This window comes from Armatimonas sp. (assembly GCF_043757465.1).
Taxonomy (GTDB): domain Bacteria; phylum Armatimonadota; class Armatimonadia; order Armatimonadales; family Armatimonadaceae; genus Armatimonas.
The window spans coordinates 1-22,841 of the sequence record NZ_JAYVPL010000031.1; the positions used below are offsets into that span (position 1 = coordinate 1).

The window sequence follows — 22,841 nt, forward strand, 5'->3', positions numbered from 1 at the left end:
AAATCTCTGTGGTAGCGGTACGACCACCTACATCAAGGGCAGCGTTCCCCTCTGCCCGTCGAGCGGAACCTACACCCTGGGACTTTTGGGCACCGACCCTACCTGCTCCATCGGCACTGGCGCAGCAGTCTCCCACGTCCTGCCGTAGGCGCGGCGTTTATCTAGAAATCGGGCAGCGAGACGCGAGTTTCGCTGCCCGATTTTGATTATGGTATCCTGAGCCCATGGTAGAACCTGGGCAGTATCTTCGTGATCTCTTCACCCAGCCCGTCGGCAGCGCTGTCGTTGCACGGGGCTGGGTAAAGACCGTCCGCTCTGGCAAGGGCGTCTCGTTTATCCAGCTCTCTGACGGCTCGTGTTTCGCGGATCTCCAGGTAGTCGCGGACCCGAGTGTTGTGCCCGAGGGCGTCTCCACGGGAGCCTGCCTCGTCATCGAGGGGGAGCTTGCCTCGTCACCCGGCTCCGGGCAGAGTGTCGAACTTCAGGCAAAAACGATCACCGTCCTGGGAACTGCCGACCCCACGACCTACCCGCTCCAGCCCAAGCGCCACACGTTTGAGTTTCTCCGCGAACAGTCGCATCTACGCGTGCGCTCCAATACCTTTGGTGCGGTTTTTCGGGTACGCAACGCCGTGTCGTGGGCGATCCATAAGTTCTTCCAGGAGCGCGGCTTTCTCTATGTCCACACCCCCATCATCACCACAAGCGATGCCGAAGGGGCCGGTGCGATGTTTGGTGTCACCACCCTAGACTTAATGAACCTGCCGCGTACCGAGACAAAGGCTATTGACTTCAAAGAGGACTTCTTTGGTAAGCAGGCTCATCTCACGGTCTCTGGGCAGCTTGAGGCCGAGATCTTCGCGCTGGCCTTCACCAATGCCTACACCTTTGGCCCCACATTTCGCGCCGAGAACTCCAACACCCCGCGCCACTTAGCCGAGTTCTGGATGATCGAGCCCGAGATGGCCTTCTGCGACCTAGAGGGCAATAAAGCGCTCGCGGAGGCGTTTCTCAAGTACGTGATTCAGCATGTCTTAGATACCTGTGCTGCGGATCTGGAGTTCTTCACCAAGCGCATTGATGAGAGTGTCTTGCCGACTCTGGAGAAAGTGGCGACCAGTACGTTTGCGCAGATCACCTACACCGAGGCCGTTGCGCTGCTAGAAAAAGCCAGCACCAGCAAGAGCTTTGAGTTCCCTCTCTTCTGGGGCTGCGATCTCCAGTCCGAGCACGAGCGCTATCTCACCGACGAGGTTTTTCAGCGCCCCGTGATTGTCACGGACTATCCCAAGGAAATCAAGGCCTTCTACATGCGCCTCAACGACGATGAGAAAACCGTACGGGCGATGGACGTGCTTGCGCCGCGCATTGGAGAGATTATCGGGGGAAGCCAGCGTGAGGAGCGCTACGAGGTGCTGATTGACAAGATCCGCAAGCAGGAGCTGCCCGAGGAAGTCTACTGGTGGTATTTAGAGCTGCGCAAGTACGGCTCCGCACCCCACGCGGGCTTCGGACTGGGATTGGAACGCCTGGTGCTCTATTTAACCGGAATGAAAAACATCCGGGATGTCATTCCCTTCCCCCGCACTCCGGGAAGCGCGGAGTTCTAAATGGGCCGCCAAGTTGTCACCCGCACGCTGCGGTTTCAGTATCTCAAGCCCTCCAAGTTCACCACCGAACTAAAAAAGCCGAACGGGGTCAATGCGCTCCTACCTGACGACAAGAAAATGCGGCTTACGGTGCAGGGGGAAAAAGAGGCGATTGAGCTCCTGGCACAGATGGCGCAGCTCGCCGATGTGAAGCCTTTTCGCTACTTGCTCACCCTGACCCTCGTGAAGCTCGGGCCTGGAGCACGCCGCCAAGCGCTGGATAAAAAGAGCCTGGTTTTGGAAAACAAAGCCCCCGTGAGTATCAGCCTCAGTGGCGGTATGTGTGAGCTTCAGGGAACCCTCCACGGCAGTCCGGGCGAAGTCCAGCTTCTCTTCAGCACACAGGCCGCTCGGCTACGGGGCACACGCCGTGAAGTCACGGAGTCGCTCCAGGCCTCGCGACGGATCCCTTTCAGCAAGACCACTACTATTGCCCGTTTCGCAGACCCACAGACGGGCCCATCCCATGATACGAAGCCCACCCCGATCACACTCGTGCTGGAAGCCAGCGCCAACGAGGCGATGGGTAGCCCCACCCGCTAGCCATGTTCTCTTTTGCTGCTCTCCCGAACTACTCGGTCGCGCTACGCCGGGCCAGCTACCGGGAGGCATCGGCGGATCGAGCCGTGGCGGTGACGACCTTCACAGAGTCTCTTGTGCTTGCCGTAGCTGGTGGCGTGGGGGGCGGCGGTGAGGCGGCCTCACTGGCTATTGAGACAGTAGAGTTTGAGGCAGAGAAACTGGCACGAAAAGGGGAGCGGCTTTGGAGGGGATTTTTCAGAGCGCTCGATGATGCGCTTGTCGCCCACCCCGACGCAGGTCAGACAACCCTGGTAGCGCTGTGTCTCACGCCCCAGAAGCTCACTGGGGCGTCGGTGGGCAGCTCGGAGGCATGGTGGATCACCGCCGACGGCCACTTCGACCTGACCGAAGCCCAGAAACGTAAGCCGACTCTGGGAACGGGAGCCGCCGAGCCGATTCCTTTTAAGCTGAAACTCTCTGGCCCCGGCACACTTCTGCTTGCCAGCGATGGCCTCTTCAAGTACGCCGATCCCCTCGCAATCACCGAGGCCGTGCGGAGCGCGACGAGCGCCGATGCCGCCGCCGAGGCACTCCTGACCCTGGCCGCCGCACCCGCCGGGCACTTCTACGACGATGTCGCGCTGATCGTTGTCCGCATTGACTCAAAAAGCATCCAGGATACAATAGCACCGTGGACAAGATTTTTTCACCGCTTCAAGGCGGGCTGATCGTCTCCTGCCAGGCACTCGAAGGGGAGCCACTCTTTGGCTCGGAGATCATGGCAAAGCTCGCGCTCGCGGCGAGGCGCGGCGGGGCTGTCGGGATTCGCGCCAACACCCCTGTGGACATCGCGGCCATCAAACACGCTGTGCCCGAGCTGCCGCTCTTCGGGCTCTGGAAGGTCGTGGTGCCGGGGTTTGAGGAGGTCTACATCACGCCGCGCCTGCGCGAGGCCGTGGCGGTCGCGGAGGCGGGAGCGGAGATTATCGCCCTAGATGCCACCCTACGTCCTCACCCAGAAGGCTCGACAGCGGAGCTCATCCAGGCGGTTAAACGCGAGACCGGGCGGCTTGTCCTAGCCGATATTGATAGTGAAGCGTCGGCGCTGGCGGCCATTGACGCCGGGGCGGATGCCCTCTCGACCACGCTCTCAGGCTATACTCCGAGCTCGCCTCAGCTCCTGGGGCCCGATCTTGAGCTTGTCGCCCGGCTCGCGGCGAGAAATCTTCTCGTACCACTCTTTGCCGAGGGGCGTATTCACTCACCAGACGATGCCCGCAGGGCGCTTGAGGCCGGGGCTTTTGCCGTGATTGTGGGGGGAGCGATTACACGCCCCGCCCAGATCACCCAGAGGTTCGTGGCCGCGCTACGTCAGAGTGCCTGAGTGACTTGCTGACCGTCGGAGAAGAAAAAGAGATCATGCGGCTGTGTATCGGTTCGTAGAACCGTCGCTCCGGTAGCTCTCAGGCGCTCCAGAGTGGCCAGTGCGGGCAGTGCTCCTGTTTTATCGTCCACGCTTACCACCACGAACTGCGGCGCGACTAGGTGCAGCAGCTCGGGCGATGAAGCACCCGCATTGCCAAAGCGAGCAACCCGAAGCACATCGGCAGAGAGTTCCTGCCCCAGCGCGAGTAGCGCTTGCTCGCCGGCCTTTTCCAAGCCGCTCTCCCAAAGAAAATGGGTACTCCCCCAAGTCAGGCGAAGCACCAGGGCATTATTGGCAGCGGCAGGTGTCCGCGCGACAAAAGGTAAGTGGGGAAAAAGAACGTCAAGCCTCCCCCCCGGGCCTAGCTCAAATGCCTGCCCCGCTCGCCCAATCTGGATCGGAATACGGCGCTTCAGGAGCGCATCACGTGTCTCCTGCTGACGCTGGTTGACCTGCTCCCAGCCTAGCTCCAGAGCCGCTTTGATCGGGAAACGGGCGATTAGCTCCTGCGCCCCCCCGAGAGACTCACTGTAAGGGTAAGGAAGAATGAGCAGATCAATTTGTTGCGCCCCTGCGGCAACGAGCGACTCCGCCACATGCGCCCCGGCTCCGGATGGCCCGGCACCGATGACCAGAAAGCGACCGTCGGGAGTCTTCACCCAGGAGGCTTCCCCCTGCCCCACTTTGAGGTAGCTGACCACGAGCGATTTGGGAGGGAGCGAGGGAATTATCACTCTGGGCACAGGCCGCAGGCGTATTCCCAGCACCAGCGCAAGGCTACCCAGCGGCGCTAAAAGTAGCCAGGCTAGCACGCGGCGCCGCCGCCCCGCCATCACTGGCCTCGCTTTTCGGTCTCAGTCAGGTGGTAGGACAGCACCGCGAGCTCCTGCAAGAACGAGACATGGCGCACCACCACTCCCGGTGGCACCTTCAGCGCCGTCGGGGCGAAGTTCAGCAGAGCGCGTACCCCGCTCTGAATCGCGCAGTCGGCAGCGGCCTGTGCAGCACTGGTAGGCACGGCAAGAATCGCCATCTGCGCTTGGAGCGCGATATTGATCTCCCCCATACGGTTGAAATCAATAATATCCATCCCATGGACGCGCTTACCGATCTTGTTAGGGTCGCTATCAAAGAGGGCGACAATGCGAAACTTATGTTCCGTCAGCCCAGGATAGGCGGCCAGCGCCATGCCCAGGTTTCCTGCCCCAATGAGCAAGATCGGCTGGAGCTTGTGGATCTGGAGAATCCGTGCGATCCGCGCCTCCAGCTCCGCCACCTGGTAGCCGACCCCGGGTTTGCCAAACTCGCCGAAATAGGAGAGATCTTTGCGAAACTGCGCCGCACTGATGCTGGTATACTGCTCGATCTGCGCGGAGGAGATGGTATGAACGTCACTTGCGCCCAAGTCCACCAGACAACGCAAGTAGGTAGTCAGGCGCTCAAGAGTTGGAATCGGAACTTTAGGAAGTGGCGCCGATTCCTCTGTTGGAGTTTGTACCATTGTTCACAATTATACCGCGTCGTCGTCTTCGTCGTCTTCCCCAGCCTCTTCAAGGCCCCAAGCGTCTTCGTCCACGTAGTCAAACTCAGCCGTGCGAATTCGAACGCTGTCTCCCTCTTGAGCACCAGCGGCTTTAAGCTTAGCAAAGACTCCCCAGCGCTCTAGCTGACGTTGCAGACGGCGCACTGCATACTCATTTCCCATGTCCGTCATCGCCACAGCACGCTCCAGCCCCTTGCCAGAGACCACGAGCACCTCTTCCTCGTTGCGGGCGATTGTAAAGCGGCGTGGGTCTTCGTCATCACGGCTGTTGGTCGTGATATGCACCACTCCACTTAGCTTGGGTAGGTCCTTGGGAAGCGCCTGCAGGCGGGTCCAGACATGCAGGATCAGATCGCGAACCCCCTCGCTCGTCACGCTGGAGATCGGAAAAACCTCCAGCCCGAGCGCCTCGAAGTGTTCGCGCAGTGCCACCAGCCCTGTCCGGTCCGCCAGAACGTCCACGCGCGAAAAGACGACCACTTGAGGCAGCCCTGCTAAGTCTTCTGAGAAGGCAGCCAGCTCACGGTTGATGATTGCGAAGTCCTCCAGCGGGTCGCGCCCGGAGAGCCCGGAGACATCGAGCATGTGCACCAGCAAGCGTGTGCGCTCCAGATGCCTGAGGAACTGAATCCCAAGCCCCGCGCCCTCACTGGCATTCTCAATCAGTCCCGGTATATCAGCCATCACAAAGTGATGGTGATCCGCCGCACGCACCACCCCAAGATTAGGGACAAGTGTGGTAAAGGGATAGTCGGCTATCTTGGGCCGGGCGGCGCTCACCGCAGCCAGGAGCGTGGACTTCCCCACGTTGGGATAGCCCAGTAGCCCCACATCGGCGAGCAGCTTCAGCTCCAGCTTGACCCGTCGCTCCTCGCCCGGCTCGCCTTTCTCGGCGAACTTGGGAGTTTGATGGACACTGGTGACGAAGTGAACATTGCCTCGTCCGCCGCGCCCGCCCTGCACCAGGGTCTCTCGCTGCGGGACATGGGCAAGATCAGACAGGAGTTCTTTGGTCTCGGCATCGCGGATCTGGGTTCCGGGTGGCACTTTCAGCACGAGATCGGGGCCATGCTTGCCAAACTGCCGCTTGCCCAGGCCATTTTCGCCCCGCTCCGCTCGGTACTTCTTGCCAGGCCGGAAATCGAGCAGGGTGGAGAGGTTTGGATCCACTTCAAAGATCACAGAGCCCCCACGCCCACCGTCACCGCCATCGGGGCCGCCCCGAGGGACGTGCTTTTCGGTGCGAAAAGTCAGGGCACCCGCGCCCCCACTGCCCGCCATCAGCCAGATTTCAACTTCATCAATAAACATGGGGTACCCCAAAGCAAAGGCCCGGCTGCCAAGCAGACCGGGCCTGAGTTTCTTTCGTCAGAAAGCTTATGCGCTCGCGGGCGCCACTTCCTCGACAGGAGCCACTGCATACACCGAGATACGGCGTGTCTGCTTGTGGCCTTCGAACTTCACGATCCCGTTGATCTTGGCAAAGAGCGTATAATCGCTGCCCTGCCCAACATTTTTACCGGGATCAAACTCACTGCCACGCTGGCGGATCAGGATGGAACCGGCGGTGACGTACTGACCGGCATACTCCTTAACACCCAGGCGCTGGGCGTTGGAATCGCGGCCGTTGCGGGACGAGCCTACCCCTTTTTTATGTGCCATTTTCTGTATTCCTTCTCTATAAAGAGCCTACGCAGCGATGGAGTCTATGCGCAGACGGGTCTCCAGCTGGCGGTGGCCATAGTGGCGCTGGTGGTTCTTCACCTTGATATAGGTGATGCCATTAATCTTCTTGCCCTTGCCCTGGCTCACGATGGTCGCGGTCACTTTCGCACCGCTCACTGTCGGAGTACCAAACACGGGAGTCTCTCCACCGAGAAACAAGACATCCTCAATGGTCAAGACATCGCCCTCGGAGCCTTCCAGCTTCTCAACGACGATAGTATCTTTTTCTGCGACACGATATTGTTTGCCGCCCGTTCGAATCACTGCATACATAATTTTGTCAACCTCTGTCAAGACAACCCCCGGATTTTATCATGGGCATCCGGCTTGCGCAAATCCAATTTACTCTGTACCGTACCAAGCATGAATGGAACAGAGCTAATGGCCCCGAGCGGCCCGGACCCCGTCGCCGCCTATCCCCACGCCCGCCGCGTGGGCGACTTGCTTTTTATCAGCGGCCTCGGCCCTCACAAGCGCGGCGAGAAAGAGCTGCCCGCAAGCTTTGCCGACGAAGTCCACGGCGTCTTCTACAACCTCAACGTGATCTTAGAAGCCGCCGGGGCGAGCCTCGAAAACGTCGTTGATGTCACCGGCTTCCTCACGGACTTAGACAAAGATTTCGCCACCTACAACGCAATCTACGCCGAGTACCTAGGCCAGATTCGCCCCGCCCGCACCACCATTCAAGTCGCGGCGCTCCCCCGTGGGATTCACGTGGAACTGAAAGTGCTCGCGGTCTGCCCCTAGGGTATTTGGCATGACCGGAACGGCCTTCGTAGCGGAGCCTGCGACGTTCTTTAGCACCGCCGTTCCCATCGGCGGTGAACCCAATAGGACCCCATTGAACAACTTTCATATCGTTCTGATCGAGCCGCAGGAGAGTCTCAATATTGGCTCGGTGGCGCGGGCGATGCAGAACCTCGGGTTTTCGCACCTGCACTTAGTGGCACCGCGTGGCTATGACCGAGAGCGCGCCTGCGTCACCGCGCGGGATGCGTCGGTGATTCTGGACGCGATGACGCTTCACGATAGCTTCCCCGAGGCGATTGACGGCATGCAGGAAGTGGTCGGGCTGGCACTGCGAAAAGGCGAGAACCCGGCGCACTATGTCAGCTTGCCACAGTGGTCAGAAAAGCTCCCCGAGCGCGTGAGTCGCAAAACCGCACTGGTCTTTGGCCCCGAGGACGATGACTTGCGCAACGAGCACCTGAGTCTGTGCCGCTGGGTCGTTCGCATTCCCACCACGGCAGCCTACCCGAGCTTCAATCTCGCGCAGTCCGTTCTGCTCACGCTCTACGAGATCACGCGGGCACTTCCCTGTGAACTCTCCGTAGCGGCTCTCTCGGACGCGCCCACGGAGAATGCGTTCATGCAGTTTGACCGGCATCTCGACGGTGTGATGGCGGCTAGCGGTTTTGTTCGCACCGGCACGCCAAGCCCCGTACCCGCGCTAGTGAAAGCGCTCTTTCGCCGCCTTGACCCCACCCGCCATGAGCTAGGCGTGCTGCTCGCACTATTTAGCCGAGTGCATCGGAATCTTACCCCCCCGCCCCCACCCGGCGGAGGTTAAGAGGCTATAATACCCACATGAAAAATGCGCGGGCTCTGGAAAACACACGGGCTTTGGGACTGACGGTGCGCTCGGTGCTTTTGGGGCTGGGGCTGACAGTTCTGACAAATCTGTGGATTCACTACGCCGAGCTGGTGATGAGCGGGGTGCAGGGCCACTCGGCGATTGCGGCCACGGCGACTCCGGTGGGAGCCGTCACGCTGATCTTTGGGGTTGCGGGAGTGAATCTGCTGCTACGCCGGACGCTGCCGCAGTCGGCACTCTCGGCGGCGGAGATATTGATGGTGTACGTGATGGTGACCACTTCCACGGTGCTCAGCTCCTCCGGCCAGCTCCATTTTCTCGTGCCGACCATTGTTGCCTCGTTCCACTACGCCACGGACGCCAACGCCTGGGCCTCGACGTTCCACCGCTTCGTGCCCCACTGGATGGCCCAGACCAACCCGGAAGTGCTCGATGGTTTCTACAAGGGCAAGACCACGCCGCCCTGGGGCCTCTGGGCGCCTCAGTTGTTAGTCTGGATTGGTTTTCTGCTGACGCTCACATTCGCGACGTTCTGCCTGGTCTCGCTCATGCGCCGCCAGTGGGTGGACCGCGAGAAGCTCAGCTTCCCAACCGTCGCCCTGCCGCTTGCGCTAGTTGAGGCGGGAGCGGATGATTCCAAAAACTCGCTCTTTCGCAACAAGCTTTTCTGGGCGGGGATGGTGCTGCCATTCTCCGTAGCACTCATCAACACGCTCGCGCTCAACGACCCGAAGTTCCCCCTAGTCTCTCTGCGCGCCGACATTGATTTAGCGCAACTGCCCTCTATTGTCTCCAGCCCCCCGTGGAACGCGATGGGCCGCACGCCGCTCTCGTTCTATCCGTTTGTGGTGGGCGTGGCATATTTTATTCCGGTCGAGGTCACTTTTTCCGGCTGGTTCTTTTTTCTGCTCACGCGCCTTGAGAACGTGGTGGGGGCGGCGCTGAACATAGACGCCGGAATGATCGGGACACAGCGTGCGACTTTCCCATTTATCGGGCAGCAGGGCGCGGGTGCGTTTCTCGCGCTGGCACTCGTCCCGCTCTGGCTGGCGCGCAGCTACGTCAAAGAAGTGGTCTCGATGGCCTTTGGTGGCTCTAAGAGTGAGTCCGGCGACCTAGACGACACCGACGAGGCGCTCAGCTACCGAACGGCAGCAATTGGCCTGCTCGTCTCCACGGGCCTGATGATCGGCTTCTGCATCGTCGCCGGAATGCAGCCCCTCATCGCGGCGCTGCTAGTCATTCTCTCTCTTTGCTATATGGTAGCGGCCACGCGCATCCGTGCCGAGACAGGAAACGCCTGGCTCTTTGGCCCCGAAGTGGATGTCAACCACTTACTGACCCGCACGTTTGGAACCGGCCTGCTCACCCCCGCCGACCTCACGGTTCTGGCGTTCATGCGCCCCGTGCTGGGCAACTTCGACATGCGCTGCCTGCCCATGCCCCACCAGCTTGAGGCCCTTAAGATGGCCGATAGTGTCGGGGCGAGCCGCCGCAAGACATTCGCCGCTATCGCCATTGCCACCGTATTTGGGCTGATTTCGTCGTTTGCAATCGCCCTGATGCTCTGGCACGGCTACGGTGCGGAGGCCAAGACCGATGCCTGGCGCACGAGCATGGGCCGTCAGCCGTTTGAAAACTTGGTAGCTCTACTGCGCAACCCCACCGCCCCGGATCTGCGCGGCCTTGCGGCGATTGGTTTTGGGTTCGCCTTCACTGGTGGGATGATGTTCCTGCGGGCACGGTTTCTGTCGTGGCCACTGCATCCCGTTGGCTACGCCATGGCCAACACCAATACGATGACCAGCACCTGGCTCCCCTTTCTCATCGCGTGGCTACTAAAAATCTTAGTTCTGCGCTACGGTGGTGCGGATACCTACAAAAAATTTGCCCCATTTTTCTTAGGGCTCATCGCGGGAGACTTACTGGGCGGCGGGCTGACCACGGCGTGGGGTGCCCTCTCGGGAATCAATGTCTACCCGATCAACTGGTAACTTAAAGAGTGCTACCCGGGAGACTCAGGCGAGGGCGGAACGGGGGGAACACTAATGATAAAAGTTGAGCCTTTACCCACCACGCTAACGGGCTTAATATCCCCTCCGTGCTCACGTACCACCCGCGCGGCAACACTGGTGCCCAGACCGGTCCCCCCTACCTTGGTGGAGATCGCATCTTTGGTAAAGAGCTTATCAAGTATATCCTCGGGGATACCCCGTCCGGTGTCCTCGACTTCGATGGTGAGGGAGCCGCCGGGAGTGTTCGGGCCACGCGTACGCACGGTCACCCTGCCTCCGGGTGGGGTCTCCGGGAGCGCGTTGTTTACCAGGTTGTAGAGACAGTCAAAGAAGCGGTCGTAGTCGAAAAGTGTGTTCGGGAACGCGTCATCGAGGTCGGTCTTGAGGCTCAGCCCCTTGTCTTGAGCGGTACGCACCAGGGTCTTGACCACATCGCTGGCCACGTCGTTAAGGTTGCCTTCCTCAAAGATCGGGGGAGGCAGTGTCCCCTTGACCATCCCCGCAATATACGCCGTGCGCCGCCCAACCCGCCTAGCCGCCGCGAGTAGGTCATCCAGCAGCCAGGTGTGGAGGCTACCAACACCTGCCGTCGCATCGTTGACTTCCGCTCCCCAGGTATGCTCCGGCGCACACTTGCCTACCGTCGCCGCAACCTGCTCAAACATGTCATTGAGCACCGGCTGAAGTGTCAGGATGCCTGTCTCAATCGGGGTCATCATGTTCTTGATGTCGTGAGCGATCTCCCCGACCCGGTTGCCGATCTCCGCGTTGCGCTGTGCCTCTAAAAGCTGAGCGTGCTCAATCCCCGTGGCGGCCTGGGCACAGAGCACTTCCAGAACCTCAAGATCGTGCTGCGTGAAGGGAACGGTCGGATTCATCACCTGCATCACCCCAATGGGCGAGCCACCAGTACGCTTCACGGGAACCGTCATCATAGACTTGGTCTTGTAGCCCGTATCGTCGTCAACGGTGGGATTGAAGTCTTTCCGCTGACTCACATCGCCAATCAGCACAGGGGTTCCGGTGCGGAAGACCGTTCCTGCAACCCCTTGCGAGGCGGGAATGGACTTGCCGATGAGCTGAGTGGCCATGGGACCGATCACGTACCGAAAGACAAGGGTATCGGTAGGACGGTTGTAGAGGTAGACGGTTCCCGAGTCGGCACGGAGCACCTCCAGAGCAATCTCAAGTGTCGCTTGCACCATTGCCTCAACACTGGGATGTGAGAAGAGAGCGTCGCTGGTACGACGGATCGCCTCGATCTGTCTCTCACGATGCTCGAGCTGCCCCTGCATCTCCTCTGGCGATAATTTACCCGTCTCCACGTTTTCCATCTGGCTGCCCTATGGTAGCCCATAGAGAGAGTTGTGTCAATCACGCAGGAAAACCTGGTAGCGCTACCGAATTGCTCCCTAACTATGCCAACCCTTCTCGAAGAGAGGCCCACAGCAACAACGGAAGGGGCGATCGCGCCCTTCCCGGAGCTTCTGGAGTCGCCGTCGTTTCCCTTTCGTTTCTGCTTCAACACCAGCACGGTTCGCAAGCACAAGCTCCCTCTCCCCGACTTGTGCCGCCTCGCCGCCGCAGCGGGCTACGATGCCATCGAGCCGTGGATGGAGGATTTGGAGCGCTTTGTCGCTGCGGGGGGCAGTCTCTCGGATTTGCGCGGCGAGCTACTAGATATTGGCCTGACGGTGGAGTCCGCCATCGGGTTCTTCGACTGGATCAACGACGACGACGAAAAGCGCGAGGCGGGCCTTGTGCAGGCGCGGCACGACATGACACTGCTCGCACGACTAGGGGGGCGACGGATCGCCGCGCCGCCGTTTGGAGTGCACACGCCAGGCAGTCCGAAGATAGAGCTCCTCCCCTCAGCGGAGCGCTACCGGACTCTCTGTGTGCTGGGTGAGGAGCTCGGGGTGGTGCCCATGGTCGAGGTATGGGGCTTCTCCGCCAACCTCAACCGGCTTGGGGAGGCGGCGCTGATCGCTGTGGAGTCTGGGCACCCGGATGCCTCCATTCTCTGTGATGTCTACCATCTCTATAAAGGCGGCTCGCCCATTGACGGCCTGACACTACTGTCCGGCAATCGCCTGCCTGTCTTCCATGTCAACGACTACCCGGATATCGCCCCTGAGCAGATCAAGGATGCCGACAGAGTCTATCCCGGCGACGGTGTCGCGCCTCTGCGGCGTATCCTGCGCAACTTAGACTACAGTGGCTTCCGTGGCTTTCTCTCTCTGGAGCTCTTCAACGAGAGCTACTACCAGGAAGACCCGCTCTCGGTGGCGAAAACGGGTCTGGAAAAACTCAAGCGCGTGGTCGAGGACGCACTCTAGCCCCGCTTGCCCTTGAGTGCGGAGTAGAGCGCGGGCGCGAGAATCAGTGTGAAGAGCGTGGACATCGAGAGCCCACCAATCACGGCAATCGCGAGTGGCCGCTGCAGCTCCGCACCCGCCCCGATTCCGAGCGCCAACGGAAAGAGCGTGAGTATCGCCGTGAGGATAGTCATGAGCTTGGGGCGAAGACGCACTTTGCCCGCATAGACGAGCAGCTCGTCTAAAGACAGCGCCGCCAGTGACTCGCGCAGGGCGAGCTGGCGCGTGTAGTCAAAGAGAAAGATACCGTTCTCCGTGACAATCCCAATGATCATGATGGCTCCGGTAATCGAGCCAATATTGAGCGGCGTGTGGGTAATCGTGAGCGCCAGCACGACACCCGAGAGCGAGGCGATGGCGGCCCCAAAGAGCGCAGTGGGTTCCTCAAACGAGCGAAAGTAGAAGAGCATCACTAAGAAAACCAACAAAATGACGATGCCAAGGATCAGAAGGAGCTGCTTGAACGACTCCTGCTGGCTCTCGTAGAGCCCGCCGTACTCGATGATATAGCCGGGCGGAAGATTGAGCTTCTTGAGCTGGATTTTCACGTCCTCAATGACACTGCCTAAGTCGCGGCCACTGATCTGCGCCGTGACGGCCACCATGGGGCGCAGGCCCTGGCGCTCGGTCTCGGTGCTCCCCACTGTCCGCTCCACGCTCGCTAGCGTTACCAGGGGCACAGAGTCACCGCTCGGGGTGACCACTAAAAGCTCTTGCAAGTCGCTGAGGCTACGCTGTCGCCCGGCCTGGCTCCAGACGCGCACGGGAACCTGCCGCTCGCCGTTTTGTATAAGAGTCGTCACGACATCGCCGTAGAGTGCTGTGTTCACCGCCGCGCTCACCGACTCGGGAGTCATTCCCATGGCGGCTGCCTTTGCTTTGTCCACTTTCAGCTCGATCTCAGGGCCACTCTTAGTGATCCCATCGAACTCATCCACGACGCCTTTAACGGAGCTTACCCGCTTCCCAACCTCAGGGGCAAGCGCCTGGAGCTTCTTGATATCATCGCCGTAGATCCGAACTTCGACGGGCTCGGGTGCGCCCGCAAGATCCCCAATAAGATCTTTCAGGATCTGGATAAACTCGATCTCAATGCCCGGGACTTCCTCATGGATCTTATCGCGCAGATCGTCCATCACGGCGTCCACGCCGCGCTTGCGCTGTGCGCGTGGTTTGAGGCGCACCAGAAAATCCCCGTCATGGGGATAGGTGAGATGAAAGCCCAGCGCCGCCCCTGAGCGACGGGAGTATGCCTGTACCTCGGGTGTCTCCAAAAGCCGCGTCTCAATCTGCCGACAGACTCGGCTCGTCTCGGCCAGTGATGTGCCCGGTGGCATCTTATAGTCCAGCACAAACCCGCCCTCGTCCATGGCGGGCATGAAGCCAGTTTCGAGCCGCGTGAAGAGCACATAGACTCCAAAGAGCACGGGTACCAGTAAGAAGAAGAAAGCCGTTTTATTGTGCAAAACGGTGGTCAAGACGCGTCCATAGAGATTGCCCACGAGTTGCATGAGCTTTCCCTGCGACTCCTTACTCCCCCCTGTGGAACTTGTCCGTAGCCAGTGTGCAGCGAGAATCGGTGCAATGGTAATCGCCAGAAGTAGCGAGACGGTGAGTGTTAAGACAATGGTGAGCGCCAAGGGGCCGAAGAACTGGCCGGTGATTCCGGAGAGCAATGTCAAAGGGATAAAGGTCACAATGGTCGAGAGCGACGAGGCCACCATGGCAGGGCCAATCTCTTTGAGCGCCTGTGTCACGGCTTCTTGAGTCGGCAGGCCGTCTTGCAGGTGCCGGTAGATATTCTCCACCACCACAATTGCATCGTCCACGACAAGACCGAGCGCCACGGCGAGTGCGCCCATTGTCATGATATTGATGGTCTGCCCTAGTAGAGAGAGCAACCCAAGAGTGATCAGGAGCGAGGCAGGGATGACGGTCAGAACGACGGCGGCGGAGCGGAAGTTGCCCAGAAAGAGAATCAGGACGAAGGCTGCGAGCGCCCCGCCGATGAGAATCGCCTCCCCGACACTGCTCACGGCCTCTTGTACCAGATCCGCCTGGTCGTAGAAGTACTCCACTTTCGTCCCCGCAGGCAGACTTCCCTTCAAGCGCGCCAGAGTTGCCCGCACATCCCGTGCGATACTCATGGTGTTGCCATCGGGCTGACGCAGGACATTGACCAGCACAGCCTCGGTACCCGCCGCTGTGACCGCGACATTCTCGGGAGTGAAGCTACGCGTCACCGTGCCCAGATCGCCCACGGTGATCGCAGTCTGGTTTTTCGCCGCGACCACCACGCCCGCAATCCCCTCCGGGCCGCTAGCCTGGTTGACCGAGAGCACGGCGAATCTATGGTAGCGCTCATCAAACTGTCCCACGGCGGAGACCGTATTGCTCGCCTTGATACTCTCCTCGACTTGCGTGACCGAGAGCCCGTGTGCCCGAAGCCGGGACGGATCGAGCCGCACGGCGTACTCCCGCGCGTGCCCCCCCACAAGACGCACTTCCGAGACTCCTTCCAGCTTGGTGAGCTCGGGGCGGAGGGTGTAGTTGGCGTAGTCATGCAGTGCCGAGAGATCCGACTGAGCCGAGGTCAGGCTCAGACCTAAGATCGGGAAAACCGTGGGGCGCATGAGCTGGGTGCGAAGCACGACACCCGCAGGCAGAGTCGCACGCACCTCCGCGAGATTGGTGTTAGCCAGATTCAGCGTCTGGAGCATCGGTGTTCCCCACTGGAAGTCCGCCGTCAGCTCCGCCGAGCCCCGCGACGTTACCGAGCGAATTCTCCGTATCTGCGGGACGCTACTGAGTGCCTGCTCTAGGGGTTTGGTCACCTCGACCGTCACCCGTCCAGGAGGCATGTCGCCGTAGTCAGCCATGATCTTGATGCGCGGAATGTCAAGCTGGGGGAAGATCGCCGTCGGCACCGTGCGGATTGAGAACACTCCAAACAGACAGGCGATCATCGTCAAAAAGAGCAATGCCCGGGCATAGCGTGTCAGAAACTGCGCCAGCCTCATGGTTTTTCCTCGTCGGCTTTTTCTGTTTTTTTCTTGGCCTCGATGCTCACCTTGCCCCCATCTTCGACCTCGTGTGCTCCGACGATAACAACTTGTTCCCCGGAAGCGACCCCCTCACGGATCGCCACCCAGTCCTCGTTGCGCAGCCCGAGCTTGACCTTCTTGCGGTGGGCGACGCTGTCCGTCCCGACCACGACCACGGCGTCTCCCTGTTCCTCCTCAACGAGCGCGGAGGTGGGAATAACGACACCCGAAGCGCTGGCTGAGAGCGTCACCAGCGCTTTACCACTAAGCCCCGCTCGCAGGTTGCTCAGTGCACTACCCAACAGTGTCAGCCACGCGACCCCGTTGCCATTGCCATCCGTGCCTTGCCCCAGACCACTAACCCGGGCACGGTACGAAGTTGTTGAGAGAGTATCAAAGCGCAGCGTAGCCTCCTGACCGACACGCAGTGTTGCCAGGCGTGTCTCAGGGATACCCACACGAAACCGCAAGTGCCCTGGCTGGCCCAGCTCCAGAAGCAGCGATCCCGGCTGCACCGTATCGCCCACATTGGCGGCGCGACGAACCACGATCCCCGAGAGAGGCGCGGTGACACGTAGGTACTGGGCACGCACCTCGGTCTGGAGCTTTACGTGTTCTTTCTGCTGGACATCGCTCTTTCCGGCCCGGGCTTGCTCCAGAGCGGCCTGTGCACTCGTCACCTGCGCTTTCGCGGCAGCGAGTTCTTGATGCTTGCCCACTTCGGTAAGCTTTGCACCCTCCACCACCTTGAGGGTGCTCTCGGCCTCGGCGACACGTGCCTCGGCGACAGCAATATCCTCTTTACGGCTACCCTCTTCGACGAGCTTCCTCCGCTGGAGCGCTTCCTGGTAGACGCCCTCCGCCACTTGCGCCGCCGCTTTGGCCTCTTCCCACTGCCGCTGCGAGACCACCTGCTCGTCGAGAAGGCGCTTGGTGCGCTTTAGCTGCGCTTGTGCCGACTGGTTCTGTGCATCCGCTTCCGTGAGAGCCGCTCGCGCGGCAGCGATTTCTTGGGGACGGGAGCCCGCCTTCACACGCTCTAGCTCCCGCTGCGCCGTTACCAGCACCGCCTTGGCCTTCCTCACCTCGGCCCCGTTGCCACTTTGCAATGCGATAAGCTCGCCCTCTGCTTTTTTCACCAGGGCACGAGCGGCAAGGAGGCTAGCCTCGCTCTGGCGCTGGGAAAAGCCGACACGGAGCTTCTCCTGATCCACTGCGAGAGTGGCCTGAGCAAGCTGTGAGGGCGCTTCACCGGACTCTAGCTCCGCCACGACCTGCCCGGCTCGCACGAAGTCGCCTTCACGCACGGACATCGAGCGGAGCCGACCCGCGACCTGTGCACTGACCAAGGTGGTGGCATTGGGCTCGGGCTCTGTCACCCCCAGCAGTTCCACGGTCTCTTTCAAAGGACGTGGCCCGGCGACGGCAACTTGCACCTGGGCAATCCCCTTTACCTCAGTCTCAGCGGCTCCCTCGCCGTTCGGGGCAGAGGTGCTACGCCGCCAGAAAAAAAAGAGAGTGCCCGTTAAGACAACCGCGAGCACAATCGGAAGTACACGACGCAAGGCATTCATCCTTTTTTCCCACCCTGACTGAGTAGATTGAGAGTCGGCGGTTCGTAGCGCATGGGCCGCGTACTCACCGGGGCTGGTAGCGCTGCTCCCAAAGCACGTTCCAAACCCGCCTCGGCGATGTTGTAGTCAGAGAGCGCTTTGAGATAGCTCTGAAACGCGGAGCGGAGCACCCCAAGCGCATCTAGGACGTTTAGATAGCTAGTCGCCCCTTCGCGGTAGCCCGTCTCCGCGAGCTGGTAGAGGCGGAGCGCACGCTGGAGCTGCTCCTCGCCCGTGCGTGGCACGAGCGTTCGTGCTTGCTCCTGAAGATAGATCGCCGTCGTGAGATCGAGTGCAACCTGCTGCCGCACGGATGCCAGGCTTGCTTCTTTCTCCGTCGTAGCCGCTTGCGCCTCTCGCACTGAGGCGCGAATCCGCCCATTGTCCAGTAGCGGAAAAACAACACCCACCCGGTAGCTGTTTCCTCCCAGCCAGTTCTGGAGCTGGTTATGCGCATAGATAGCCACGACCTCGGGCCGGTTTGCGGACTTCGCCACCTCGATCCCCGCTCGCTGTGCGGTGAGCAGCGCCTGTGCGGACACAACACGGGGCTGTTGCTCGATGCCACGGAGCAGCGCTGCCTTCTCGTAGGTCTTGAGAGTCGCACCCGAGAGAGCGGGCAAGGAAAGCAGCGCATCGGGAGGCTGCTGGAGAAGTGCATTGAGAGTGGCGGTTTGCACGTTGACGTTGGTTTCCGCCACAAGCAGAGCCTGCCGCGCGTTCTCCGCCTCGAACTCGCTACGGAGCACATTGGCAATGGGAACATCGCCCGCTTTGTACTGGGCATCCGCGAGTCGTGCAAAAGTCTCCGCGACGCCGAGGGCCTGCTTGGTGAACTCTGATAGGGCCTGCGCGGCTTGTAAGTTAAACCAGGCAGAGCGTACTCGGTAGGCCACATCCTGCTCCATCAGACGAAGCTCGGTGCGGGGGATTTCTACTTCGAACTGGGCTTGCGCACTCAGTGCCTGTCGCTGCCCAAAGAGATTGAACCGCTGGGTAATCTGAACATCCGAGTCCGTGTTGCTCGCGCCCGGGCTGGTAAAGCTCTGCCCGTGCCCGATGTCCAGCTCGGGATTGGGGAGGGCTCGTGCTCCCGCAAGGCGTGACTCGGCTTGAAGAACGCGCTGCCTCGCCGCGAGAATATCGGGGTGCCTGGTAACTGCCTGACGCACGGCACCGTCGAGCGTTGCGAGATTAGGATTGGGTGCCTGCGCAAGGCCCCCCGTTCCCACGAAAAAGAAAGTACCCACCACCCAAAGATTTATTGATCGCCTCATGGTTTCTTAGCCACGCGCATTATAAGCTAGTTGCTACCAAAAATGCTTTCATAGACTTTTCACTTTCACCCGTTACGATATTCTTAGCCACAGCGCCCCCAACGCGATCGTGCCGAGCACCGCGCCGCTGTCGGCATCTAGCACGATCGCGTTGGGGGGCGCTCCCGAGCAAGCCGTCAGCGATGGCAAAGGCGGTGGTAATGCGGGCCTGGCGCTAGATGTGAAAAACCATGTCTTGTTCGTCGCCTGTCGAGATCCCCAAGACGGGCGAGTGCTTTAGTTCCCAGGGCGACGGCACGCTGACGGTGATCAAGGAGAAATCCCCCACGAGCTTCGAGGTAACACAGACATTGAAGACACTGCCCCGTGCCAAGACACTCACGCTCGACAGCAAGACCGGCAAGATTCTGCTGATCGCCGCCGAGTACGGAGCCGCGCCCACAACAGGGTCGGGAAATAGAGAGCAAAATCGCGGATCTGGAGCAAAGTTTCAGATCCGCGAGTCCGTTTTCCGGAACCTTGACGCCTTATCAAGCGTACGGTACTTCCATGGGGATCTTTCTTCTTTCGAACCCGAGCTCCGGCGGCACGGGCAGTAACTCCTGGCTGGAGGCAGCACGACGACGGCTGGGAGAGCGGCAGGGACGCTGGACGGAAGTGACTCTGCGGCCCGGCGAGAATATTACGGCCCTCACTCAGGAGCTCCTCTCCGAAGCGACCACCCTCTTTGTGGCGGGTGGTGATGGGACAATTCGGGCGGCGGCGCAGGCGCTTCAGGGCACCGATATTCCTCTTGCCATTCTTCCCACGGGTACGGTCAATGTGCTGGCACGCGAGCTAGGCATTCCCCTCCTTGATCCTCTCGCTGCCGTGGATCTTGGGCTCAGTGGTGAGGAGCGCCGGATTGACCTGGGCATCTGCAACGGGGAGACGTTTCTGCTGGTCTGCTCGGGCGGCGTGGACAGTGCGACCGTGGGGCAGGTCAATGAGAGTCTGAAGAGCGCTGTCGGGGCAACGGCTTATGCTTTTGCCGCCGTCGGGGCGCTCGCGACGTTCACCCCCCACGCAGTGCGTGTCACCATTGACGGCAACGCGCTCCCCGAGACCGATGTCTTCCTGGTCGCCGTCAGCAATACGTCGCTCTACGGTGGCGACCTCAGGCTCCTGCCCGACGCCAGCCTCGACGACGGGCTGCTCGACATCGCGCTCTTTACAGCCCCGAATCTCCCTGCTGCCGTCAGAAACGCCGCATTTTTACCCCAGCTCGCCGACATGGCTCTCGGACGGCACTCCCAGAGTGATAGTGTCTGGATCTTCCAGGGGAAGCACATCACCCTGGAAGCCGACATTCCCCTGACGCTCCAGCACGACGGTGACCTGGGCGGCAGCACCCCCGCCACTTTCAGTGTCGTCCCCCACGCCCTACGCGTCAAAGCGCCTCGGCGATTCTAGGTTGCCGCCAGGAACGCTTCCCGACAAGTGGTGAGGTGTGCGGGCTTTTTACCAAAGCGCTCCTCGTAGGCGGCCATAGTTGGGAGAAGCCGCGCGTCCCACTTGACAGCGGCCCCAACAGCGATCATCGAGAGCTTGTGCACTAGAAAGGGGTTCTTCATACGCAACAGCGTGAGCGCCGCAAACGCCTCGGCGTCGGCTTTCTCCAGCGGAGGACAAATAGCGGGGAGAATCTCGTCCCCTAAGAGCGACTCCAGCCACGGGCCAAGCTCGGGGTGTTCCAGTGCCTCGCGGACAGTCGTGACACCGTACTGGCTCGGGCCAATACTGGCCATCGCGGTGTGCAGGCCATTGAGAATCCGCACTTTTCGCATTGCAAAGCGCTCAATGCTCTCCGCCACCACGATCCCGCCGGGATTTGCAGCAGCGAGTGCGCCTAGCGCTCCCACACTCTCTCCTTGGATCGCCCAGAACGTGTAGGGTTCGACAATCGCGGCCAGCGGGTCGGTGTCGTCCTGCGTGCAGATACGATCCACGAGGGTGTCGCAAAAAACGCAGGTGCTGTCCAGCCACGCCAGAAACACCGAGTCGGAGTCACACTCCGCCACCATACCGCGCAGCTTCTTGCCATTGTCGGCGATCAGCTCTGAGGGGAGAACTGTCACGCCCGCCCCCCCCGCCTCCATTCGAGTGCGCAGCCACGCCGTCAGCCGTCCGGGAAACGAGAGTTCCTTAGGCTCCGTGATCTTAAAGCCCGACTCGCTCACGTTGCTGATCACCAGCCCGATCTCTGGGTCGCTCGCGGTTGCAAGAACCGCTTCGGCATCGTCGCTGGCGGTGAGAGCGCTCTCGATAATCGAAACTTCGCGCACCGTGTCCACCACACTGCCATCGCTGGCTAGGCCGCGCTCCCGGAGGGTGAACTTCCCACCGCTGGCCACTAGTGCCCGGGCTCGCTCATCGCCCGACGGTGTTGAGCTGATCATCGTGATGGGCATCTGCGCCTTTTCGGCACAGTCCGCGATCAGGCCACGCAGTAAAACACCCGTTCCAAATACTAAAATCTTCATCATTTTCTCTGCCGTTCGGTTTAGTTAATTACGCCGTCTTTGAAGAGTGCAATCTCGCGGCAGCCGTTTTGCTCCGCTTTAGTGAAGTACTCGCCCGACGCGGCTTGAATCACGAGGTCGAGGAGCTCATCGGCGAGGGTTTCTAGGGGAATGCCCTCTTCGACTAAGCGGCCCGCGTCGAAGTCAATCCAGCCAGGCTTGCGCTGTGCGAGGCCGGAGTTGGTGGAGATTTTAAAAGTCGGGGCGCAGGTGCCAAAAGGCGTCCCCCGGCCCGTGGTAAAGAGCACAAGCTGAGCGCCCGCGCCCGCCAGAGTGCTGCAGGAAACGACGTCGCTGCCCGGCCCATAGGCCAAGGCGATTCCAGGTTTGGGATGGGGGGCAAGAGGCTCACCGTAACCAAGCACATGGGCAATGGGAGCGAGTGCGCCGCCTTTTTGGATGCAGCCAAGCGACTTCTCCTCGAGCGTTGTGATGCCACCCGCTTTATTTCCCGGTGCGGGATTCTCCGAGATCGGCTCTTTGTACTTTCGAAAGTAGTCCTTGAAGTCGTTGATCATGCGCTCGATGGCATGGAAAGTGGGCTCATCGGCGGCACGCTGCATCAGAAGTTTCTCCGCGCCGAACATCTCCGGCACTTCGGTGAGCACGCTCACGCCCCCGGCGGCGGCGAGGCGATCCGAGAGCACACCGACCAGTGGATTTGCCGTGAGCCCCGAGAACCCATCGGAGCCGCCACACTTCATGCCCAGCACCAGTTTAGAGAGCGGCTGCGGCGTACGGACATCCTTGGCGGCAATCTCCGCCAGCTCGCTCAGAAGCCGCACGCCCTCACCAATTTCGTCGCTCACTTCCTGGGCGGAGAAGTAGCGCACACGGTTTTGATCCGCCACGCGAAACGCGGCCACTTGATCCATCAGCGCATTGTTCTCGCAGCCCAGGCCCATGAGCAAGACCCCCGCGCAGTTCGGGTGCGCCGCCAGCGCCGCAATCAGCCGCCGGGTCTGCTGTAAGTCTCCGCCGAGCTGGGCGCAGCCGTAGGGGTGCGTGAAGGCATAGACCCCATCAATCCCGTTTTTCCCGGCCAGCTTTGCATGCGCTTCGCGTGCCACCGTCTCAGCCATTTTATTGATGCAGCCCACCGTGCACAACACCCACAGCTCGTTGCGAATGCCCACTTTCCCATCAGCGCGCAAATACCCCCTAAACTCCCCCGCCGGGCGGGGGCTGGGGGGTGGGTTATACGGAACGTACTCGTAGGCCTCGTTGGCCCCGAGCATGGTCTTGGCGTTGTGCGTGTGCAGCCAGTGGCCGGGGGCGATGGCCTGAGTGGTACGGGCGAAAGGCTGGCCGAACTTGCGCACCACCTCGCCTGCTGCCAGAGCACGAAGGGCGATCTTGTGGCCGGAGGGAATGGCCTGGTCGGTGTAGTAATCCGTGGTGCCGATACGAACATGCGTCCCGGAGGCAATCGCAGGGGAGAGCAAAACGGCCACGTCGTCGTCGGGGTGAATCTTAAGGGCGCGGGCTTCCATG

The 22,841-nt window shown here is 60.7% G+C and carries 21 protein-coding genes; 10 read left to right on the forward strand and 11 right to left on the reverse strand.

From position 1 onward, the window contains the following. Positions 1-224: 224 nt before the first annotated feature. Genes asnS through ACH2ED_RS04480 form a run of 4 tightly spaced genes read left to right on the forward strand, consistent with a single transcriptional unit; the run spans position 225 to position 3,555 of the window. Complete coding sequence (asnS, locus tag ACH2ED_RS04465) at positions 225-1,610, forward strand: asparagine--tRNA ligase (protein WP_395089009.1); 1,386 nt, start codon at positions 225-227, stop codon at positions 1,608-1,610. Continuing rightward, positions 1,611-2,192: a hypothetical protein gene (locus ACH2ED_RS04470; RefSeq protein WP_395089010.1), complete on the forward strand. Its 582-nt coding sequence runs from the start codon at positions 1,611-1,613 to the stop codon at positions 2,190-2,192. It abuts the gene before it with no gap. Between the two features lie 2 nt (positions 2,193-2,194). Continuing rightward, positions 2,195-2,899 (forward strand): SpoIIE family protein phosphatase, encoded by a 705-nt coding sequence (locus tag ACH2ED_RS04475; RefSeq protein WP_395089011.1) that lies wholly within the window; start codon positions 2,195-2,197, stop codon positions 2,897-2,899. Further along, positions 2,863-3,555 carry an N-acetylmannosamine-6-phosphate 2-epimerase gene (locus tag ACH2ED_RS04480; protein WP_395089012.1) on the forward strand — a complete coding sequence of 231 codons (693 nt, stop codon included), beginning with the start codon at positions 2,863-2,865 and terminating at the stop codon, positions 3,553-3,555. The genes ACH2ED_RS04475 and ACH2ED_RS04480 overlap by 37 nt, the downstream gene beginning before the upstream one ends. Here the strand turns inward: ACH2ED_RS04480 and ACH2ED_RS04485 are convergent. From ACH2ED_RS04485 to rplU, 5 genes are all read right to left on the reverse strand, one after another. Then, positions 3,543-4,409, reverse strand: a complete 867-nt coding sequence (locus tag ACH2ED_RS04485; protein ID WP_395089013.1) for a ComEC/Rec2 family competence protein — start codon at positions 4,407-4,409, stop codon at positions 3,543-3,545. The two genes, ACH2ED_RS04480 and ACH2ED_RS04485, sit on opposite strands and share 13 nt — an antisense overlap. 20 nt (positions 4,410-4,429) lie before the next feature. Next, the gene (locus ACH2ED_RS04490; protein ID WP_394794243.1) at positions 4,430-5,098 is read right to left on the reverse strand and encodes a redox-sensing transcriptional repressor Rex; all 669 of its coding nucleotides are present in this window, start codon (positions 5,096-5,098) and stop codon (positions 4,430-4,432) included. Between the two features lie 9 nt (positions 5,099-5,107). Continuing rightward, positions 5,108-6,451: a GTPase ObgE gene (gene obgE / locus ACH2ED_RS04495; RefSeq protein ID WP_395089014.1), complete on the reverse strand. Its 1,344-nt coding sequence runs from the start codon at positions 6,449-6,451 to the stop codon at positions 5,108-5,110. Positions 6,452-6,517: 66 nt separating this feature from the next. Further along, entirely contained in the window at positions 6,518-6,802 is a 285-nt protein-coding gene (gene rpmA, locus ACH2ED_RS04500) for a 50S ribosomal protein L27 (protein ID WP_394794242.1), read from the reverse strand. Between the two features lie 27 nt (positions 6,803-6,829). Next, positions 6,830-7,138, reverse strand: a complete 309-nt coding sequence (rplU, locus tag ACH2ED_RS04505; protein WP_309691279.1) for a 50S ribosomal protein L21 — start codon at positions 7,136-7,138, stop codon at positions 6,830-6,832. A 90-nt stretch (positions 7,139-7,228) separates the two neighbouring features. Between rplU and ACH2ED_RS04510 the strand changes: the two genes are divergently transcribed. From ACH2ED_RS04510 to ACH2ED_RS04520, 3 genes are read left to right on the forward strand one after another with little or no spacing between them, the layout of a single operon-like run. Further along, on the forward strand, positions 7,229-7,612 hold the full coding sequence (locus ACH2ED_RS04510) for a RidA family protein (protein ID WP_395089015.1): 384 nt from the start codon (positions 7,229-7,231) through the stop codon (positions 7,610-7,612). Positions 7,613-7,622: 10 nt separating this feature from the next. Further along, positions 7,623-8,435, forward strand: coding sequence for an RNA methyltransferase (locus tag ACH2ED_RS04515; RefSeq protein ID WP_395089016.1), 813 nt, complete (start codon positions 7,623-7,625; stop codon positions 8,433-8,435). A 17-nt stretch (positions 8,436-8,452) separates the two neighbouring features. Beyond that, complete coding sequence (locus tag ACH2ED_RS04520; RefSeq protein ID WP_395089017.1) at positions 8,453-10,453, forward strand: OPT/YSL family transporter; 2,001 nt, start codon at positions 8,453-8,455, stop codon at positions 10,451-10,453. A gap of 11 nt (positions 10,454-10,464) precedes the next feature. Here ACH2ED_RS04520 and ACH2ED_RS04525 read toward each other — a convergent pair whose 3' ends face one another. Continuing rightward, a complete protein-coding gene (locus ACH2ED_RS04525; protein ID WP_395089018.1) occupies positions 10,465-11,808 on the reverse strand; it encodes an ATP-binding protein in 1,344 nt (447 codons plus the stop codon). Between the two features lie 84 nt (positions 11,809-11,892). Between ACH2ED_RS04525 and ACH2ED_RS04530 the strand changes: the two genes are divergently transcribed. After that, entirely contained in the window at positions 11,893-12,813 is a 921-nt protein-coding gene (locus tag ACH2ED_RS04530) for a sugar phosphate isomerase/epimerase family protein (RefSeq protein ID WP_395089019.1), read from the forward strand. On the opposite strand, the gene ACH2ED_RS04535 is transcribed toward ACH2ED_RS04530, so the two are convergent. The 3 genes from ACH2ED_RS04535 to ACH2ED_RS04545 are packed head-to-tail and all read right to left on the reverse strand — an operon-like array spanning position 12,810 to position 18,741. Then, entirely contained in the window at positions 12,810-15,872 is a 3,063-nt protein-coding gene (locus ACH2ED_RS04535) for an efflux RND transporter permease subunit (RefSeq protein WP_395089020.1), read from the reverse strand. The two genes, ACH2ED_RS04530 and ACH2ED_RS04535, sit on opposite strands and share 4 nt — an antisense overlap. Further along, positions 15,869-17,470, reverse strand: a complete 1,602-nt coding sequence (locus ACH2ED_RS04540) for an efflux RND transporter periplasmic adaptor subunit (protein ID WP_395089021.1) — start codon at positions 17,468-17,470, stop codon at positions 15,869-15,871. The genes ACH2ED_RS04535 and ACH2ED_RS04540 overlap by 4 nt, the downstream gene beginning before the upstream one ends. Further along, positions 17,467-18,741: a TolC family protein gene (locus ACH2ED_RS04545; protein ID WP_395089022.1), complete on the reverse strand. Its 1,275-nt coding sequence runs from the start codon at positions 18,739-18,741 to the stop codon at positions 17,467-17,469. Before ACH2ED_RS04545 ends, ACH2ED_RS04540 begins: the two co-directional genes overlap by 4 nt. 275 nt (positions 18,742-19,016) lie before the next feature. Between ACH2ED_RS04545 and ACH2ED_RS04550 the strand changes: the two genes are divergently transcribed. After that, positions 19,017-19,385 carry a hypothetical protein gene (locus ACH2ED_RS04550; RefSeq protein WP_395089023.1) on the forward strand — a complete coding sequence of 123 codons (369 nt, stop codon included), beginning with the start codon at positions 19,017-19,019 and terminating at the stop codon, positions 19,383-19,385. Next, on the forward strand, positions 19,336-20,238 hold the full coding sequence (locus ACH2ED_RS04555) for a diacylglycerol/lipid kinase family protein (protein WP_395089024.1): 903 nt from the start codon (positions 19,336-19,338) through the stop codon (positions 20,236-20,238). The genes ACH2ED_RS04550 and ACH2ED_RS04555 overlap by 50 nt, the downstream gene beginning before the upstream one ends. On the opposite strand, the gene ACH2ED_RS04560 is transcribed toward ACH2ED_RS04555, so the two are convergent. Together ACH2ED_RS04560 and ACH2ED_RS04565 are read right to left on the reverse strand one after the other, a co-directional pair. After that, positions 20,235-21,311 (reverse strand): hypothetical protein, encoded by a 1,077-nt coding sequence (locus ACH2ED_RS04560; RefSeq protein ID WP_395089025.1) that lies wholly within the window; start codon positions 21,309-21,311, stop codon positions 20,235-20,237. The two genes, ACH2ED_RS04555 and ACH2ED_RS04560, sit on opposite strands and share 4 nt — an antisense overlap. Before the next feature lie 17 nt (positions 21,312-21,328). Then, positions 21,329-22,840: a UxaA family hydrolase gene (locus ACH2ED_RS04565; protein WP_395089026.1), complete on the reverse strand. Its 1,512-nt coding sequence runs from the start codon at positions 22,838-22,840 to the stop codon at positions 21,329-21,331. Position 22,841 lies beyond the last annotated feature (1 nt).